Genomic DNA, 18,175 nt, shown 5'->3' with positions numbered 1-18,175 from the left:
GACGCCGCGGGTGCGGCGTCCGCGTGGTGGGTTGCTAGAGGCCGGCGGCGGTGCGGAGGGCCTCGGCGCGGTCGGTCGACTCCCAGGAGAAGCCCTCGCGGCCGAAGTGGCCGTAGGCGGCGGTCTCGGAGTAGATCGGGCGCAGCAGGTCGAGGTCGCGGATGATCGCGGCCGGGCGCAGGTCGAAGACCTGGAGTACGGCCTGCTGGATCTTCTCGACCTCGACCTTCTCGGTGCCGAAGCACTCGACGAACAGGCCGACCGGCTGGGCCTTGCCGATGGCGTAGGCGACCTGGACCTCGCAGCGGTCGGCCAGGCCGGCGGCCACGACGTTCTTGGCCACCCAACGCATGGCGTAGGCCGCCGAGCGGTCCACCTTGGACGGGTCCTTGCCGGAGAAGGCACCGCCACCGTGGCGGGCCATACCGCCGTAGGTGTCGATGATGATCTTGCGGCCGGTCAGGCCGGCGTCGCCCATCGGGCCGCCGATCTCGAAGCGGCCGGTCGGGTTGACCAGCAGCCGGTAGCCCTCGGTCTGGATGTCGAGGCCCGCGAGCACGGGGTCGACCACGTGCTCCTTGATGTCGGGCGTCAGCATCTCCTTCAGGTCGATCTCCGCGGCGTGCTGCGTGGAGACGACCACGGTGTCGAGGCGGACGGGCTTGTCGCCGTCGTACTCGATGGTGACCTGGGTCTTGCCGTCGGGGCGCAGGTAGGGCACGGTGCCGTTCTTGCGGACCTCGGCCAGGCGCTGGGCCAGGCGGTGGGCCAGCGTGATCGGCAGCGGCATCAGCTCGGGCGTCTCGCGGCAGGCGTAGCCGAACATCAGGCCCTGGTCACCGGCGCCCTGGCGGTCGAGCTCGTCGACGACGCCCTGCTCGCGGTGCTCGTAGGCGTCGTCGACGCCCTGGGCGATGTCGGGCGACTGCGCGCCGATGGACACCGACACGCCGCACGAGGCGCCGTCGAAGCCCTTGTGGGAGGCGTCGTAGCCGATCTCGAGGATCTTCTCGCGGATGACGCCGGGGATGTCGACGTAGGTCTCGGTCGTCACTTCGCCCGCGACGTGGACCTGGCCGGTAGTGATCAGCGTCTCGACGGCGACCCGGCTCTTGGGGTCATCCTTGAGCATGGTGTCGAGAATCGCGTCACTGATCTGGTCGGCGATCTTGTCCGGGTGGCCTTCGGTGACCGACTCGGAGGTGAACAGGCGACGTGACAACTCAGTGGCTCCTCATGCAGCGGCTGCTGACGGATGTGCGACCTTGAGATCCCAAGGTCTCGCCGAAGTCTAGCCCTACCGGCCCCCAGGTCGCGAAACCACACGTCGGTTAGAGCTCAGGAAGTGGATCCGGTGGGAGTGTCTCCGGCGCGAAGACCTCCGCGTCGGCGGCGGACACGACGGCCGCGTACTCGTCGTCGAACTCGAAGGTCATCGGGCCCAGCTCGATGACGGGTCCAGGGGCCTGGATGATCGGTCCGAGCCGGGTCTCGCGCGGGTACGTGGCGTAGACCGAGATCGGGCGATCGCTTCTCAGCATCCTGGTGGCCAGCACCGAGATGGCCGTGTCGGTGACCACGATGAGGAAGTTGGCCGTTCCCGGCGGCCCGGCGGAAGCCGCGGGAAAGACGTAACGGATATCACCCTGGTGACCGACGAACGTTCTGCAACGCTCCCTGACTGCGGAACTCACCGGCATTCCGTCCCCCTTCGTCGCTAAGTATCCGCAGGTGACGGAAATGCCGCAAGAAGTGATCACGATTCAATGGGCGCGCTCCTCCGCGTGGCCCGCTCTACAGGCCGAACCCGGCAATCACCCACCCGCCGCCGTGTTCCCCGCGTCGATACGGACCATGACAGTCGCACCCCGCAAACCTCGACCGCCCCCGCTGTCGTGGTGAACCCCTCGGAGCGCTTCATCACCCGAGGCGGGCGGCCACCAGATCCCACACCCTGTCCGCCAGATCCTCCTTCGGACCCCGCGGCACCTCGACCGGCTCTCCCCCGGCGACCAGCACGGTCGCGGCGTTGTCCGGCTTGCCGAAGGCCAGGTCGGCGCCGACCTGGTTGACGACGAGCAGGTCGCATCCCTTGCGGGCGAGCTTGGCCTGCCCGTTGGCCAGCACGTCGTCGGTCTCGGCGGCGAACCCCACGATCACCCGCGGGGTCGCCGCGCCCGCGGCGCGGCGGCGCTCCCCCAGCTCGGCCAAGATGTCCGGATTTTTCACCAGATGGATGGGGTCGGGCTCCGCGTCCGTCTTCTTGATCTTGCGGTCGTGGGTCTCGGCGGGCCGGAAGTCGGCCACGGCGGCGGCCATGACGACCGCGTCGGCGTCCGCGGAGGCGGCCAGCACCGCGTCACGCAGTTCCCTGGCGGTCTCCACGCGCACGATCTTCACCCCGGCGGGGTCGGGCAGCGCGACGTTCGCGGCGATCAGGACGACCTCGGCTCCCCTGGCGACAGCCGTACGGGCAAGGGCGTATCCCTGCAGGCCCGAGGAGCGGTTGCCGAGGTAGCGGACCGGGTCGAGCGGCTCGCGGGTGCCTCCCGCGGAGACGACGACGGTACGGCCGGCCAGGTCGCGGGGCGTGCCGCGCAGCACGCGCCGACAGATCTGGAAGATCTCCTCAGGCTCGGGCAGCCGGCCGGGGCCCGTGTCGGTGCCGGTGAGGCGGCCGACGGCGGGCTCGATGACGAGCGCGCCGCGCTCGCGCAGCGTGGCGACGTTGGCGCGGGTGGCCGGGTGCTCCCACATCTCGGTGTGCATGGCCGGGGCGAACACGACCGGGCACCTGGCGGTGAGCAGCGTGTTGGTCAGCAGGTCTCCGGCCAGCCCGTGGGCAGCCTTGGCCAGCACGTCGGCGGTGGCGGGCGCGACCACGACAAGGTCGGCCTCCTGGCCGATGCGGACGTGCGGGACCTCGTGAACGTTCTCGAAGACCTCGGTGGTGACCGGGTTGTGCGAAAGTGCGGCCCAGGTGGGCTCGCCGACGAAGCGCAGGGCGTCACGGGTGGGAACGACCCGCACCTCATGACCTGACTCGGTGAGGAGGCGCAGGAGCTCGCAGGCCTTGTAGGCCGCGATTCCCCCGCTGACGCCCAGAACGACGTTCATCTAGCGGGTCAGACCGCGCCTTCGATGGGCTCGGCGTTGAGCAGGCCCTCGGAGACCTCGCGCAGCGCGATGGACAGCGGCTTCTCCTGGGCGTGCGTCTCGACCAGGGGACCGACGTACTCCAGCAGGCCCTCGCCGAGCTGGGAGTAGTAGGCGTTGATCTGGCGCGCCCGCTTCGCACCCATGATCACCAGGGAGTACTTGCTGTCGACGATGTCGAGCAGCGAGTCGATCGACGGGTTGGTGATGCCCTCGGCAGCCGGGGCAATGCCTGCCACGATGGTCAGACCTCTCGGTTGGTGGTTGTCGTGACCCCCTGAGGGTCAGTCATCAAGGCTATCAGCCGGCGGCACACTTCTTTGACACTCGTGTTCACCAGCGTGATGTCGAATTCCTTCTCGGCCGCCAACTCGACCCTGCCGGCCTCCAGCCGCCGGGCGATCACGTCCTCCGGCTCGGTGCCGCGGCCGCGCAGGCGCTTCTCCAGCTCCTGCCAGCTCGGCGGGGCGAGGAAGACCAGCATCGCCTCCGGCATGCTGCGCCGTACCTGGCGGGCGCCCTCGAGATCGATCTCCAGGACGGTGGGGACTCCCGTGCCGAGCTTCCGCAGCACGGGCTCGCGCGGCGTGCCGTACTTGTTGCCGGCGAACTCCGCCCACTCGAGCAGCTCACCCGACTCGGCGAGCCGGTCGAACTCCTCGACGTCTACGAAGTAGTAGTGGACCCCGTCGACCTCACCGGGACGGGGACGCCTGGTGGTCACCGAGACCGACAGCCACACCTCAGGGTGCGCCCGCCGGAGCTCGGCAACGACCGTGGACTTGCCGACGCCCGACGGCCCCGACAGGACCGTCAGCCGCCTCTCGCTCGAAGGCAGGAAGCCGACTCTCACTCCCGATCCGACCGCCTCGTGGGCCCTTTCATCGTCGGACCAGGACTTCTGCGTCAACTTCCTACCCCCGTTGAACCTGCGCTCGTGTGTGCAACCGAGATTAGCTCTCGTCGCCACCGAATTCGCGCTGGAGGGAGGCCCTCTGGTTCTGACCGAGACCCCGCACGCGGCGGGACTCGGCAATGGCGAGCCGCTCCATGAGCTGCTTGGCGCGGACCTTGCCCACGCCGGGGAGCGATTCCAACAGGGCCGACACCTTCATCTTGCCGATGACGTCATCGGTCTGCCCATCCTTGAGCACCTCAGCCAGAGAAACCGCGCCATGCTTGAGCCGGTTCTTGACCTCGGCACGCTCTTTACGGGCCTTGGCAGCCTTCTCCAGGGCTGCGGCGCGCTGCTCAGGGGTCAGGGGAGGAAGAGCCACGCCGGGTCACCTCGAATTTCTGTCGATGTACTCGGACGAGAGGGGAAACTAGCTGGTCATCGCCACCTAAGCAACGTCAAGAGCAGTTTCTCTCGCCACAAAATCCACTTCATCACTCTGCGTGTCCGTAAAACTACATTGTGCTGATCAAATCGCTCCCACTTCCCGCTTCCCCGGTCTACGCGAGACTTCCTCACAATCCCCCACCCCAAAACCCGAAACCCCCACCCGCAAGGGCCCGAAACCCGTACTGTGTGGGGCCAGCAGGCCTCACTTCCCGTACGGCAGGCCGCCCCCACCGCACGTCACCGAGAACCCGCCCGGCAGGCCCCGCCTCCGAACCCGCCGCGGCGATCTCCAGCCCCTCCTGCCACCCGTCTCCCACCATGCCCTCATCCCCTCGCTCCGGAGCGCACCGCCCGTTCGCCACGCGACCGCACCCGGCCTCCCCGCCACGCCCACGCCCCTTCACCTCTGGAGCGCACCGCCCGTCGCCGTCCGCACCACGCCTTCACCGCGACCGCACCGCGCCTCTTCGCCGCCTGGCCGTGCCGATCTCCAGCCACTCCCGCCACCCGACCCCCACCGGGTCTCCCACCATGCCCTCCTCTCCCAGACCCCCGCCCTACCGCGCCACGCTTTCACCGCGACCGCACCGCGCGTCGTTCCATCGCGCGGCACCCTGCCCAGGCCCGTCCGTGCGGGGCCTCACCCGGCGCTGGGACTCCCCATCGCACCCGCGTGGCGCTCCTTCCCTCTCCACCGGCCGAGCGGGCCGCGCGTAGTGCTGGCCACCCCGACGCCTCTGGAGCCGGCCTCCACCTGCCGTCCCGGGCTCCTGGCGCACGCCGGCCGGAGTCTCAGCGGTCGTGCGTCTGGGCCTGGCCGTCGGGGTTCCCGCCCTGGGGCGGGAACCCCGACCTGGGGCGCCGCGTGGCGGGTGGATGCGCGGCTTGCCGTACAAGGTGCCTGGCGTGCCGTACAAGATGCCTGGCGTGCCGTACGAGGTGCTTGGCGTGGCTGACGAGGTGTGCTGGGGGCGAACACGAGGGTGAGGGGCTGGGGTGTCTCCTAGGTTGGGCGGGGTGAGCATGGTTCGGGTCAACGGCGTCGGGCTGGCGTACGACGAGGCGGGGAGCGGGCCGGCGGTGGTGCTGGTGCACGCGGGGATCGCCGATCGGCGGATGTGGGACGCGCAGGTCGAGGCTCTGTCGGCGGATCACCGGGTGATCCGGTACGACTGGCGGGGGTACGGCGAGTCGGAGGACGCCGAGGGCGAGTTCGCGCATTACGAGGACCTCTTGGGGTTGCTCGATGCGCTGGAGGTCGAGCGGGCGGCGCTGGTCGGGTGCTCGATGGGCGGGTCGTGGGCGGTCGAGGCGGCGCTGGCGGATCCGGCGCGGGTGTCGGGGCTCGTCCTGGTGTGCTCAGGTCTGTCGGGGCATCCCTGGCCGGAGGCGATGATCGCTCAGGCTCGGGAACGGGTCCACACTTCGATCCCCGCCGACCGGCTGCGCGCCTACCGGGCCGGGGTGGCGACGGTGGATCCCGCCGATCTCGAGGCTTTCGCCACGGCCCACGCGCTCTGGCAGGTCGCCGGGCCCGACCGGGTTCGTGACGACCTCGATCCCGCGGTGTGGGAGCGGGTCATGGAGATGATGCGCCAGGTCTTCCTTCGCTCCTGGACGGGGACGCGGGCCACGGAACGTTCTTTGGACGCCAAGAGCCGCCTCGGCGAGATCCAGGTGCCGACCCTCGTCATCAACGGCCTCAGCGACGTCCCGTGGATCCAGGAGGTGTCCGACATCCTCACCCAGGGCATCCAGAACGCCTCCAGAATCGATCTCCCGGACACAGGCCACCTCCCGCCCCTGCAGCGCCCCGAAGAGGTCACCAAGGCCCTCCAGCCCTTCCTAGCCGCCCTCCCGGCTTAATCCCGCTCCCCCGGGACGCCTCACCTGGGAATCCCCCGCTCCCCGGGGACGCCTCGCCAGGCCCGCACGATCGCCGGGAATCCCTCGGGGACGCCTCCCCGTGCACGCTGACCCGACACCCTCAAGGCCCACCCAAACGCGCCGGAGCGCGGCGCCCTCGTGCCCGGGCGCGCCAGGGTGGCCATCCCGCCGTACACGGGCGCCGACCCACGCCGTACGACACCTCGCCGCCCCGGCGCCCGGGAAGGGGCGCTGAGGCGCGGCTACGAGGCCCGCTGGTCAGGCGCCTCGAAGAGCCGCGAACGCGTGACGCCTGCGAGTCCGGCGACGTGCGGCTCTGGGAAGCCCGCGGGGTTGCGGGGCGCCAGGCAGGCCGCTGGGGTTCGGCATGCATGCGCCCGGGCGCGCCAGGGGTGGCCGCTCGCCGTACAAGGGCGCCGAGCTTCGCCACACACCATCCCGCCGACCCGGCGCCTCGAAGACCCGCAGACGCGCGACTCCGGCGAGACCTGGCAACGTGCGGCGTCGGCGAGACCCCGAGTTGCGGGCGTCAGAGGCTCGCCGCGTGCGGGCGTCGGAGTCCTGCCGGGTGTGAGCGGCCGGCGGGTGCGGTGTCGCTTGGGGCGGCGAGGTCGGGGCTCGCCGTACGGGGGGCGCGGGGCATTGGCGTGCGGCGCACCCTCGGGGTGGGTCAGGTGGTGCGGCGGAGGGCGGAGGCTATGGCGGCGGCTGCGGCGCCGGGGTCGGGGGAAGCGGTGATGGGGCGGCCGATGACCAGGAGGTCGGCGCCGTCGGCGAGAGCGCGTTCCGGGGTGGCGACGCGCGCCTGGTCCTGCGTGTCGGCGCCGGGTGGGCGGACGCCGGGGGTGATGAGGGTGATGGCGGGGCCGACTTCGGCGCGGACCGCGGCGACCTCGTGGGGCGAGCAGACCAGCGCCGTGGCGCCCGCCTCGACGGCCATCGAGGACAGGCGGCGGACGGCTTCGTCGGCGGGGCCGATGAGGCCGATGCGGTCGAGGTCCGACTCCGACAGCGACGTGAGCACCGTCACCGCCGCGATCTTGGTGTGCGGCGCCGAGTCGACGGCCGCCTTGATCATCGCGGGCCCGCCCGCCGCGTGCACGGTGAGGATGGCGGGGCGGAGGCGCGCGACGGCGCGGGCGGCGCCGGCCACGGTGTTGGGGATGTCGTGCAGCTTGAGGTCCAGGAAGACCTGGACGCCGCTGGCCCCACGGACGGAGGCGATGACATCGGGGCCGTAGCGCAGGTAGAGCTCCAGGCCGACCTTGACCGTGCTGACGTGCGGGGTGACCAGCCCGGCCCAGCGGGCGGCCGTCTCCAGGTCGGGCGCGTCCAGTGCGACGGCGATCGGTGCGGGCGTGCTCAAAGGGAACTCTCCTCGTGCAGGTGCCGGGTGCTACTGCCCGGTGATCGGTGGGCCAGGCCGACGGCGTCGGCCAGGCGCTGGAAGCCGCGAGCCTGCAGCAGCTCCTCGAGCTCGCGCTCGATGCGCAGGCACGCGTAGGGGTCGTGGAACAGCGCGGTCCCGACGCCGACGGCGCACGCCCCGGCCAGCACCAGCTGGAAGGCGTCGCGGCCGCTGAGCACGCCGCCGACGCCGACGATCGGCGTGCCCGGCAGCGCGGCGTGCACCTGCCACACGCACCGTACGGCGAGCGGCAGGATCGCCGGTCCCGACAACCCTCCGGTGACGGCGGCCAGGGCCGGGCGCAGCGCCTCGGTGTCGATCGCCATGCCCAGCGGATTATTGATCATGGACAGCGCGTCGGCGCCGGATTCCACGCAGGCGCGCGCGACGGCGACGATGTCGGCCACGTCGGGGGCGAGCTTGGCGATCACGGGCACGTCGTAGCGCATGATGGCGCGGACCGAGGCGATGACCTCGGCCGCGGCGCTGCCGTCGCGGGCGAAGACGCGGCCGCGGTCCTCGATGTTGGGGCAGGACAGGTTCACCTCGAGCGCGGTCACGCCGGGCGCGTCGGCGAGCCTGCGGGCCAGCGCCGAGTACTCGGCGACGGTGCCGCCGCCGATGGACACGACGGTCCTGATGCCGCGCTGCGCGAGCCAGGGCAGCTCGCGTTCGAGGAAGGCGTCGATGCCGGGCCCCTGGAGCCCGACGGCGTTGAGCAGCCCGGACGGCGTCTCGGTCATGCGGGGCGTGGGCCTGCCGGCCCGTGGCGCCATCGTGATCGAGCGGGTGACGAGCGCGCCGAGGCGGTGCAGGTCGAAGAACTGGGCCAGCTCCCGCCCCGACCCTGCGCACCCGGCGGCCGTCATCACGGGATTGGCCAGCTCCACATGCGCCAGAAATGTCCGCATATCTACGGACATGCGAGACACCCCCTAGCCATTGCGCGCCCCGCCCCCGGGCGCGCCGAGAGCGTCGAACGGGATCGTTCCGACGTCCTCGAAGCGGACCCGCTCCCCACGGAAGACCGGGCCCTCGGCGCAGGCCCTGACCATCCTGGTGACGCCGTCGTCGCCGATCACGGGCAGCACGCACGTCATGCAGATGCCGATCCCGCAGGCCATCGACTCCTCGACGGCCACCTGCACCGGGATGTCGAACTCGACCGCCACCGCGGTGACGGCGCGCAGCGTCTCCATCGGCCCCGCGGCGTAGACGGCGTCGGCGCGGGTGTCGGCGATCACCGAAGGCAGCGCGTCGGTGACCTTGCCGCGCAGCCCGAGCGAGCCGTCCTCGGTGGTCAGCGTGGTCGTGGCGGCCATCCTGCGTGCCCGCATCGCGCCGAACACCCGGTCGGCCGAGGCGCCGCCGAGCACGAAGTCGATCCGGCAGCTACGTTCCATGAGCGCGTCGGCCACCGGGAAGAGGACCGCCGAGCCGTACTCGGAGCCGACCAGGACGCAGTGGGCGGGGTCGCGCGGCAGCGGGAACGGCCTGCCCAGCGGCCCGACGAGGTCGAGCGTGTCGCGGGCACGCCGTTCGGCCAGCCATTGCGTGCCGGGGCCGCGCACGGTGAAGACGAGCTCCACCGTGCCGCCGTAGTCGGGTTTGACGTCGTGCACGGACAGGGCGCGGCGGGTCACCATCGAGGTGTTGGCTCCGCCGACCGCGACGGACACGAAGTGGCCGGGCCGGTGGCGCTCGGCGATGCCGGGCGCCACCACGGTGAGCGCATGGTAGGCGTCGACACGGCGCGTGGTCAGCACCGTGCCGGTCACCTGCACCGGAGTCCCGGCCGTTTTACCTCACCGTCCTAGTGCGCGTGCGTGCTCCTGGAGGGACCGTACGCCCACATCGCCCCGTCCGATGGCCTGGATGCCCGCCGCGGCGGCGGCCAGCCCCGAGACCGTGGTGATGCACGGGATGCCGCGCAGCACCGCGGCGGTGCGGATGTCGTAGCCGTCCAGGCGCGGCCCGGACTGCCCGGGGCTGCCGAACGGGGTGTTGACGATGAGGTCGACCTCGCCGTCCAAGATGCGCTGGACGATCGTCGGTTCACCTCCCGGCCCCACGCCCTCACTCTGCTTTCGCACGATCTTGGCATGGACACCGTTGCGGCGCAGCACCTCGGCGGTGCCCTCGGTGGCGAGAATCTCGAATCCGAGGTCCGCGAGCGCCTTCACCGGGAAGATCATCGCCCGCTTGTCGCGGTTGGCCACCGACACGAACGCCCGGCCCTTGACCGGCAGCTCGCCGTAGGCGCCCGCCTGAGACTTGGCGTAGGCGATGCCGAAGAACTCGTCGATGCCCATGACCTCGCCGGTCGAGCGCATCTCCGGCCCCAGCACGGTGTCGACGCCCCGGAACCGGTTGAAGGGCAGCACGGCCTCCTTGACCGCGATGGAGGCCTCCAGAGGCAGCGTCCCGCCGTCGCCCTCGGCCGGGAGCATGCCCTCCTCCCGCAGGGAGGCGATCGAGGCTCCCAGCATCACCCGGGCCGCCGCCTTGGCCAGCGGCACCGCCGTCGCCTTCGACACGAAGGGCACGGTACGGCTGGCGCGCGGGTTGGCCTCGAGCACGTACAGCACGCCCGCCGACATGGCGTACTGGACGTTGAGCAGCCCGCGGACGCCGACGCCGCGGGCGATGCCCTCGGTGGCGGCGCGGATGCGCTTGATGTCGTGGCTGCCGAGCGTGATGGGCGGCAGCGCGCAGGCCGAGTCGCCGGAGTGGATCCCGGCCTCCTCGATGTGCTCCATCACGCCGCCGAGGTAGAGCTCCTCGCCGTCGAAGAGCGCGTCCACGTCGATCTCGATGGCCTCGTCGAGGAACTTGTCGACCAGGACCGGATGTCCGCCCTCCTGGGCCGACATGTAGGTCGAGAGCGTCTCGTCGTCGTAGACGATGGCCATCCCCGCGCCGCCCAGCACGTAGGACGGCCGGACGAGGACCGGGTAGCCGATCTCCTCGGCCACCTGCAGCGCCTCGGCCACGGTGGTGGCGGTGCCGTGCTTGGGCGCGGGCAGCCCGGCCTCGGCCAGCACCCGCCCGAAGGCGCCGCGCTCCTCGGCCAGGTGGATCGACTCGGGCGAGGTGCCCACCACAGGGACCCCGGCGTCCTTCAGCGCCTGGGCCAGCCCGAGGGGCGTCTGGCCGCCCAGCTGCACGATCACTCCGGCCACCGGGCCGGTCTGCTGCTCGGCGTGGACGACCTCGAGCACGTCCTCCAGCGTGAGCGGCTCGAAGTAGAGCCGGTCGGAGGTGTCGTAGTCGGTCGAGACCGTCTCCGGGTTGCAGTTGACCATGACGGTCTCGAAGCCCGCCCTGGACAGCTCGAAGGAGGCGTGCACGCAGGCGTAGTCGAACTCGATGCCCTGCCCGATCCTGTTCGGCCCGCTGCCCAGGATGATCACCTTCTGGCGGGAGCCGTACGGGACCTCGTTCTCCTCGTCGTAGGTGGAGTAGAGGTAGGGCGTCCTGGCGGCGAACTCGGCCGCGCAGGTGTCGACGGTGTTGTAGACCGGCCGCAGGCCCAGGGCGTGGCGCAGGTCGCGCACGCGCGACTCGTCCTGCCCGCGGATCTCGGCGATCTGCGCGTCGGAGAAGCCGTGCTGCTTGGCGCGCTCGAGCACCTCGAGCGTCAGCTCGCGGACCGCGCCCAGCGCGAGCGCCTCCTCGTGCAGCAGGAGCAGCTGGTCGATGAACCACGGGTCGACGTTGGTCGCCTCGAACAGCTCCTCGGCCGTCGCGCCCGCCCTGATGGCCTGCTGCATGGTGCGCAGCCGCCCGTCATGGGGCGTACGGCAGGCCGCTAGGAGCTCCAGCTTGTCCTCCGGGAGCCCGGCCCAGCTGAAGGACGACCTCTTCTTCTCCAGGGACCGCAGCGCCTTCTGCAGGGCCTCGGGGAAGGAGCGGCCGATGGCCATGGCCTCGCCCACGGACTTCATGTGCGTGGTGAGCGTCTGGTCGGCGCCGCGGAACTTCTCGAAGGCGAAGCGCGGCACCTTGACCACGATGTAGTCGAGCGTCGGCTCGAAGGAGGCCGGGGTCTCCTTGGTGATGTCGTTGGGGATCTCGTCGAGCGTGTAGCCGATGGCCAGCTTGGCGGCGATCTTCGCGATCGGGAAGCCGGTGGCCTTGGAGGCCAGCGCCGACGAGCGCGACACGCGCGGGTTCATCTCGATGACGATCATGCGGCCGGTGCTCGGGTCGACCGCGAACTGGATGTTGCAGCCGCCGGTGTCGACGCCGACCTCGCGGATGACCGCGATGGCCACGTCGCGCATGTTCTGGTACTCGCGGTCGGTCAGGGTCAGCGCGGGTGCGACGGTGACGCTGTCGCCGGTGTGCACGCCCATCGGGTCGATGTTCTCGATGGAGCACACGATCACGACGTTGTCGTGCTTGTCACGCATGACCTCGAGCTCGTACTCCTTCCACCCGAGGATGGACTCCTCCAGGAGCACCTCGGTGGTCGGCGAGGCGTCGAGGCCCGCCCCGGCGATGCGCCGCAGGTCGTCCTCGGTGTAGGCGAAACCGGAGCCGAGGCCGCCCATGGTGAAGCTGGGCCGGACCACCAGCGGGTAGCCGAGCTCGCCTGCGGCCCGCAGGACCTCGTCCATGGAGTGGCAGATCGCGCTGCGGGCGGAGTCGGCGTTGAGGCCGTGCTCGCGCGCGACCTTGGCCACGATCTCCTTGAAGCGCTCCCGGTTCTCCCCCGCCTGGATCGCGTCGAAGTCGGCGCCGATCAGCTCGACGCCGTAGCGCTCGAGCGCGCCCGACTCGTGCAGCGCGACGGCCGTGTTGAGCGCGGTCTGGCCGCCCAGCGTGGGCAGCAGCGCGTCGGGCCGCTCCTTGGCGATGATCTTCTCCACGAAGTCGGGCGTGATCGGCTCGACATAGGTGGCGTCGGCGAACTCCGGGTCCGTCATGATCGTCGCCGGGTTGCTGTTGACCAGGATCACCCGGAAGCCCTCGGCCCTGAGCACGCGGCAGGCCTGGGTGCCGGAGTAGTCGAACTCGCACGCCTGGCCGATCACGATGGGGCCCGAGCCGATCACCAGGACCGACTGGATGTCCTCACGCTTGGGCACTGGACATAACCTCGCAGAACTCGTCGAAGACCCGGGTGAATGAGCACAGCGCGGCTTCCAGACTCATGATGCCGCCCCCATCACTGAGCAGAACTCGTCGAAGAGGTAAGCGGCATCGTGAGGACCGGCTGCGGCCTCTGGGTGGTACTGGACGCTGAACGCAGGCCGGTCGATCAAACGCAACCCTTCGACGCAGCCGTCGTTCAGGTTGACGTGGCTGACCTCGCCGGGCCCGTACGGCGTGTCGAAGGCCGGCGGAGCCTCGACCGCGAAGCCGTGGTTGTGCGCCGAGATCTCCACCTTCCCGGTCCGCACGTCCTTGACCGGCTGGTTCACGCCCCGGTGACCGTAGCGGAGCTTGTAGGTGGAAAGGCCGAGCGCCCGCCCGAACAGCTGGTTGCCGAAGCAGATCCCGAAGAACGGGATGCCCGCCTCCAGCACCTGGCGCAGCGCCGTGACGTCGGCGGTGGCCGGGTCGCCCGGCCCGTTGGAGTAGAACACCCCGTCGGGCCGGACGGCCATGATGTCCTCGAAGGTGGCGTCGGCGGGCAGCACGTGCACCTCGCAGCCGCGCTCGGCCATCCGGTGCGGCGTCATGCCCTTGATGCCGAGGTCCACGGCCGCGACCGTGAACCTCTTCTCGCCGATCGCCTGGACCACGTACGGCTCGGCGGTGGCGACCTCCTTGGCCAGGTCGGCCCCGGCCATCTGGGGCGCCTGCCGTACGCGTTCGACGAGCTCCTCGACCGGCGCGGAGGGGGCGGTGAAGATGCCCGCGCGCATCGCGCCGCGCTCGCGCAGGTGGCGGGTGAGCGCGCGGGTGCCCTTCAGCGCGATGCCGACGACGCCCTGCTGCTTCAGGTAGTCGTCGAGCGAGGCGGTCGCCCGCCAGTTGGACACGATGCGGGACGGCTCGCGCACGACGTACCCGGCGACCCAGACCCTGGACGACTCCGGGTCCTCGTCGTTGACGCCGGTGTTGCCGATGTGCGGGGCCGTCATCGCGACGATCTGGCGATGGTAGGACGGGTCGGTGAGGGTCTCCTGGTAGCCGGTCATGCCGGTGTTGAAGACCATCTCGCCGAACGTCTCACCCTCGGCGCCGTAGGGGGTTCCGTGGAAGACCCTGCCGTCCTCCAGGACCAGCACCGCGTGTGTCAAGACAGCTTCCCTTCCAGAACCGTCGGCTTGCCGCGCAGGAAGGTGGCCACCACCCGGCCGGGCAGGGTCATCCCCTCGTACGGCGTGTTCCTGCTCTTGGACGCGAACGCGGCCGGGTCGACCTCGGTGCGCGCGGACGGGTCGTAGAGCACGATGTTGGCAGGAGCGCCCACCTCGAGCGGCTGCCCGTGCCCGTTGAGGCGGCCGATCCTGGCGGGCTCGATGGACATGCGCTCCGCCACGCCCGCCCAGTCGAGCAGGCCGGTGTCGACCATGGCTTCCTGCACCACGCTCAGCGCGGTCTCCAGGCCGACCATGCCCATGGCCGCGGCCAGCCACTCGGTCTCCTTGTCCTCGACCGGGTGCGGCGCGTGGTCGGTGGCCACCACGTCGATCGTGCCGTCGGCCAGGGCCTGGCGCAGCGCCTCGACGTCGGCGCGGGTGCGCAGCGGCGGGTTGACCTTGTAGATCGGGTTGTAGGCGCCGACCGGCGAGTCCTCGACGAGGTCGTCGGTGAGCAGCAGGTGGTGCGGGGTCACCTCGGCGGTGACGTTCCAGCCCTTGGACTTGGCCCAGCGGATGATCTCCACCGAGCCGGCCGTGGACACGTGGCACACGTGCAGGCGGGAGCCGACGTGCGCGGCAAGCAGGCAGTCGCGGGCGATGACCGCCTCCTCGGCGACGGCCGGCCAGCCGGTCAGGCCGAGCCTGCCGGAGATCACGCCCTCGTTCATCTGGGCGCCCTGGGTGAGGCGGGGCTCCTGGGCGTGCTGGGCCACGACGCCGTCGAAGGCCTTGACGTACTCCAGCGCCCGCCGCATCAGCACCGCGTCGTCGACGCACTTGCCGTCGTCGGAGAAGACGCGGACGCGGGCGGCGGAGTCGGCCATCGCACCGAGCTCGGCCAGCTGCTTGCCCTCCAGGCCGACGGTCACGGCGCCGACGGGCTGCACGTCGCAGTAGCCGCCCTCCTGGCCGAGCCGGTAGACCTGCTCGACCACGCCGGCGGTGTCGGCGACGGGCGAGGTGTTGGCCATGGCGTGCACGGCGGTGTACCCGCCGCGGGCGGCCGACTGCGTGCCGGTCAGCACGGTCTCGGCGTCCTCGCGGCCCGGCTCGCGCAGATGCGTGTGCAGGTCGACCAGGCCGGGCAGCGCGATCGCGCCCTTGCCGTCGACGACCTGTACGGCTCCCGCCGCCGCGGACCCGGCGGGGGTGATCGCGCCGATCACGCCGTCTTCGATGTGGATGTCGACGGGCTCGCCGCCCAGGATGCGTACGTTGCGGATGATCACGCGCTCTCTCCCCCAAGGAGCAGGTACAGGACGGCCATGCGGATGGTCACGCCGTTGGTGACCTGCTCGACGATGGTCGAGCGCGGAGAGTCGGCCACCTCGGCGGCGATCTCCATGCCCCGGTTCATCGGACCGGGGTGCATCACGATGGCGTCGTCCGGCATCTTGGCGAAGCGGTCGCGGTCGAGCCCGTAGCGGCGGGAGTACTCGCGCTCGCTGGGGAAGTAGGCGGCGTTCATGCGCTCCTTCTGCACCCGGAGCATCATGACCACGTCGGACTTGGGCAGCACCGCGTCCAGGTCGTAGGAGACCTGGCAGGGCCAGGTGTCGATCGAGACGGGCAGCAGGGTCGGCGGGGCGACCAGCGTCACGTCGGCGCCCAGCGTGTGCAGCAGCAGCACGTTGGAGCGGGCGACGCGGCTGTGCAGGACGTCGCCGACGATGGTGATCTTGCGGCCTTCGAGCGAGCCGAGGCGGCGGCGCATGGAGAAGGCGTCGAGCAGCGCCTGCGTGGGGTGCTCGTGCGTGCCGTCGCCGGCGTTGACGACGCTGCCGCGCACCCAGTTGGCCAGGCGGTGCGGCGCGCCGGAGGCGCCGTGGCGGATGACGACCGCGTCGGCGCCCATGGCCTCCAGGGTCAGCGCGGTGTCCTTGAGCGACTCGCCCTTGGAGACGCTCGAGCCCTTGGCGGAGAAGTTGATGACGTCGGCCGACAGGCGCTTGGCCGCGGCCTCGAAGCTGATGCGGGTGCGGGTGGAGTCCTCGAAGAAGAGGTTGACCACCGTGCGGCCCCGCAGCGTGGGCAGCTTCTTGATGGATCGTTCCGAGACCGCCGCCAGCTCTTCGGCGGTGTCGAGGATGAGCAGGGCGTCGTCCTTGCTGAGGTCGCCCGCCGAGATGAGATGCCTGTTCACTTGATCAGCTCCACTGCGTCGCGCCCGTCGGTCTCCTGCAGGAAGACCTTGACCTTCTCGCTCTTGGCGGTCGGCAGGTTCTTGCCGACGTAGTCGGCGCGGATGGGCAGCTCGCGGTGCCCCCTGTCGACCAGCGTGGCCAGTTGCACGGAGGTCGGGCGGCCCAGGTCGTTGAGCGCGTCCAGCGCGGCGCGCACGGTGCGGCCGGAGTAGAGGACGTCGTCGACCAGGACCACGGTCTTGCCGTCGATGCCGTCGGGCGGCAGCTCGGTGTGGCCGAGCGGGCGGGCGGGCTTGAGGCGCAGGTCGTCCCGGTACATCGTGATGTCGATCGAGCCGACGGGGATCTTCACGCCTTCGAACTGCTCGATCCGGTCACCCAGGCGGCGTGCCAGCGTGGCGCCGCGGGTAGGAATACCGAGGAGGACGACGCCGTCGGCGCCCTTGGTGCGCTCGAGGATCTCGTGCGCGATGCGCGTCAGTGCGCGATGGATGTCCGGGCCTTCGAGGACGGCCCTGGAGTCGGACATGAGGTATCTCACCACCTTTCCCGCCTCACGGGACGGGTCTTAAAGGGCTGTGGTCGGGACACACAGTACCAGGCGCTACCAGCCAGAACGCGGAGGGGTACGGCGGGGCGCTACGGTGTGGTGCACACGTTGTAGTCGGGGGGTTACCGTGGGCGCACAACTTCGTCAGATCCGCCAGAGGATCCGATCGGTCAGGTCCACCGCGAAAATCACGCGCGCCCAGGAGCTCATCGCGTCCTCGCGGGTGGGCAAGGCCAGGGACAGGGCCGCGGAGGCCGAGCCGTACAGCAGGGAGATCTCCAAGACGGTCACGCTGCTGCTCAGCCACCGGATGCGGATGAACCACGCGCTGCTGAACGTGCGGCCCGACGCCTCGCGGGTGGCGGTGTTGCTGGTCACCAGCGACCGGGGCTTCTGCGGCGGCTACAACCACAACGTGGTCCGGCAGGGCCAGGCCCTGGGCGCGCTGCTGCGCGAGCAGAACAAGGAGCCGACGCTCTACGTGGTCGGCACCAAGGGCGTGGACTGGTGCCGCTTCCGCGGCCGGCCCGTGGCCGGGGAGTGGACGGGCGTCAGCGGCCAGCCGGACTACGCCACGGCGGCCGAGATCGGGCAGACGCTCATCGACGCCTTCGACACGCCGACCCGCGAGGGTGGCGTGGGCGAGGTGCACGTGATCTACACCGAGTTCGTGACGATGCTGACGCAGCGCACGACGGTGCACAGGATCCTGCCGCTGATGGTGGTGGAGGAGCTGTCCGAGGAACAGGGCGACGAGGAGGGCGCGGCGCCGAAGGCGCCCTACGAGTTCGACCCGACGCCCGAGGCCGTGCTCGACGCGATGCTGCGCAAGTACGTGCGGTCGCGGATCTGGTACATGCTGCTCTCGTCCGCGGCCTCGGAGTGGGCGGCCCGCCGTACGGCCATGACGTCGGCGACGGACAACGCCCACGAGCTGATCGAGACCCTGACCAGGCAGGCCAACGAGGCGCGGCAGGCGGACATCACCACCGAGATCAACGAGATCGTGGGCGGCGTGGAGGCGCTCAAGCATCACTGAGGATTTGGCAAAACACGACAAAAAGGTATAAAACCTCCCTCAAGTCTCTCGAGGGAGGTTCATCATGGCGTTGTCCGCACGCGAGAAGTCCGCCCTGGCCGCGATCGCGCGCCAGATCACCTCCGAGGATCCCGCGCTGGCCCGCGATCTGTCCGAGCACGGCAGCGGTGCCGTGACGGCCGAGCGCATCCCGTCAGGCCGGGAAAACTGGCCGATCCTGCTCATCGCGCTGTGTCTTGCCGTGTTCGCCCTCACTCTGCTCATGTCCGGGTCATCCGGCACCGTCTCGCACCCCGCTATCAGGTAATTTCCGGACAAGCTTCGTG

The 18,175-nt window shown here is 70.6% G+C and carries 17 protein-coding genes; 3 read left to right on the top strand and 14 right to left on the bottom strand.

The features are described 5' to 3' along the window. Positions 1 to 34: 34 nt before the first annotated feature. The 6 genes from metK to mihF all read right to left on the bottom strand — a co-directional run bounded on the left by metK (position 35) and on the right by mihF (position 4,433). Positions 35 to 1,222, bottom strand: a complete 1,188-nt coding sequence (metK, locus tag KIK09_RS55305; RefSeq protein WP_214327609.1) for a methionine adenosyltransferase — start codon at positions 1,220 to 1,222, stop codon at positions 35 to 37. A 109-nt stretch (positions 1,223 to 1,331) separates the two neighbouring features. Next, a complete protein-coding gene (locus KIK09_RS55300) occupies positions 1,332 to 1,700 on the bottom strand; it encodes a hypothetical protein (RefSeq protein WP_214327608.1) in 369 nt (122 codons plus the stop codon). Between the two features lie 220 nt (positions 1,701 to 1,920). Next, the gene (gene coaBC, locus KIK09_RS55295) at positions 1,921 to 3,117 is read right to left on the bottom strand and encodes a bifunctional phosphopantothenoylcysteine decarboxylase/phosphopantothenate--cysteine ligase CoaBC (protein WP_214327607.1); all 1,197 of its coding nucleotides are present in this window, start codon (positions 3,115 to 3,117) and stop codon (positions 1,921 to 1,923) included. A gap of 8 nt (positions 3,118 to 3,125) precedes the next feature. After that, the gene (rpoZ, locus tag KIK09_RS55290; RefSeq protein ID WP_214327606.1) at positions 3,126 to 3,395 is read right to left on the bottom strand and encodes a DNA-directed RNA polymerase subunit omega; all 270 of its coding nucleotides are present in this window, start codon (positions 3,393 to 3,395) and stop codon (positions 3,126 to 3,128) included. Between the two features lie 5 nt (positions 3,396 to 3,400). Continuing rightward, on the bottom strand, positions 3,401 to 4,009 hold the full coding sequence (gene gmk, locus KIK09_RS55285) for a guanylate kinase (RefSeq protein ID WP_214327605.1): 609 nt from the start codon (positions 4,007 to 4,009) through the stop codon (positions 3,401 to 3,403). 100 nt (positions 4,010 to 4,109) lie between these two features. Beyond that, positions 4,110 to 4,433 (bottom strand): integration host factor, actinobacterial type, encoded by a 324-nt coding sequence (gene mihF, locus KIK09_RS55280; RefSeq protein WP_214327604.1) that lies wholly within the window; start codon positions 4,431 to 4,433, stop codon positions 4,110 to 4,112. Between the two features lie 1,091 nt (positions 4,434 to 5,524). Between mihF and KIK09_RS55275 the strand changes: the two genes are divergently transcribed. Next, positions 5,525 to 6,367 carry an alpha/beta fold hydrolase gene (locus tag KIK09_RS55275; RefSeq protein ID WP_214327648.1) on the top strand — a complete coding sequence of 281 codons (843 nt, stop codon included), beginning with the start codon at positions 5,525 to 5,527 and terminating at the stop codon, positions 6,365 to 6,367. 691 nt (positions 6,368 to 7,058) lie between these two features. On the opposite strand, the gene pyrF is transcribed toward KIK09_RS55275, so the two are convergent. The 8 genes from pyrF to pyrR all read right to left on the bottom strand — a co-directional run bounded on the left by pyrF (position 7,059) and on the right by pyrR (position 16,789). Then, on the bottom strand, positions 7,059 to 7,754 hold the full coding sequence (gene pyrF, locus KIK09_RS55270; protein ID WP_214327603.1) for an orotidine-5'-phosphate decarboxylase: 696 nt from the start codon (positions 7,752 to 7,754) through the stop codon (positions 7,059 to 7,061). Further along, complete coding sequence (locus tag KIK09_RS55265; protein ID WP_214327602.1) at positions 7,751 to 8,719, bottom strand: dihydroorotate dehydrogenase; 969 nt, start codon at positions 8,717 to 8,719, stop codon at positions 7,751 to 7,753. The genes pyrF and KIK09_RS55265 overlap by 4 nt, the downstream gene beginning before the upstream one ends. A gap of 12 nt (positions 8,720 to 8,731) precedes the next feature. Continuing rightward, positions 8,732 to 9,580, bottom strand: a complete 849-nt coding sequence (locus KIK09_RS55260; RefSeq protein WP_214327601.1) for a dihydroorotate dehydrogenase electron transfer subunit — start codon at positions 9,578 to 9,580, stop codon at positions 8,732 to 8,734. Positions 9,581 to 9,601: 21 nt separating this feature from the next. Further along, the gene (carB, locus tag KIK09_RS55255; protein WP_214327600.1) at positions 9,602 to 12,889 is read right to left on the bottom strand and encodes a carbamoyl-phosphate synthase large subunit; all 3,288 of its coding nucleotides are present in this window, start codon (positions 12,887 to 12,889) and stop codon (positions 9,602 to 9,604) included. 63 nt (positions 12,890 to 12,952) lie between these two features. After that, positions 12,953 to 14,050 carry a glutamine-hydrolyzing carbamoyl-phosphate synthase small subunit gene (gene carA / locus KIK09_RS55250; protein WP_214327599.1) on the bottom strand — a complete coding sequence of 366 codons (1,098 nt, stop codon included), beginning with the start codon at positions 14,048 to 14,050 and terminating at the stop codon, positions 12,953 to 12,955. Continuing rightward, positions 14,047 to 15,345, bottom strand: a complete 1,299-nt coding sequence (locus tag KIK09_RS55245; RefSeq protein WP_214327598.1) for a dihydroorotase — start codon at positions 15,343 to 15,345, stop codon at positions 14,047 to 14,049. Before KIK09_RS55245 ends, carA begins: the two co-directional genes overlap by 4 nt. After that, entirely contained in the window at positions 15,342 to 16,259 is a 918-nt protein-coding gene (locus tag KIK09_RS55240) for an aspartate carbamoyltransferase catalytic subunit (RefSeq protein WP_214327597.1), read from the bottom strand. Before KIK09_RS55240 ends, KIK09_RS55245 begins: the two co-directional genes overlap by 4 nt. Continuing rightward, a complete protein-coding gene (gene pyrR, locus KIK09_RS55235; protein ID WP_214327596.1) occupies positions 16,256 to 16,789 on the bottom strand; it encodes a bifunctional pyr operon transcriptional regulator/uracil phosphoribosyltransferase PyrR in 534 nt (177 codons plus the stop codon). The genes KIK09_RS55240 and pyrR overlap by 4 nt, the downstream gene beginning before the upstream one ends. A 148-nt stretch (positions 16,790 to 16,937) precedes the next feature. Between pyrR and KIK09_RS55230 the strand changes: the two genes are divergently transcribed. Then, the gene (locus tag KIK09_RS55230; protein ID WP_214327595.1) at positions 16,938 to 17,849 is read left to right on the top strand and encodes a F0F1 ATP synthase subunit gamma; all 912 of its coding nucleotides are present in this window, start codon (positions 16,938 to 16,940) and stop codon (positions 17,847 to 17,849) included. A gap of 64 nt (positions 17,850 to 17,913) precedes the next feature. Continuing rightward, on the top strand, positions 17,914 to 18,156 hold the full coding sequence (locus KIK09_RS55225; RefSeq protein WP_214327594.1) for a DUF3040 domain-containing protein: 243 nt from the start codon (positions 17,914 to 17,916) through the stop codon (positions 18,154 to 18,156). Positions 18,157 to 18,175: the final 19 nt, after the last annotated feature.

The organism is Nonomuraea sediminis, assembly GCF_018531495.1.
GTDB classification, from domain to species: Bacteria; Actinomycetota; Actinomycetes; order Streptosporangiales; family Streptosporangiaceae; genus Nonomuraea; species Nonomuraea sediminis.
Note: the sequence above shows the minus strand (reverse complement) of the source record. Positions and strands in the feature narration are given on the sequence as shown.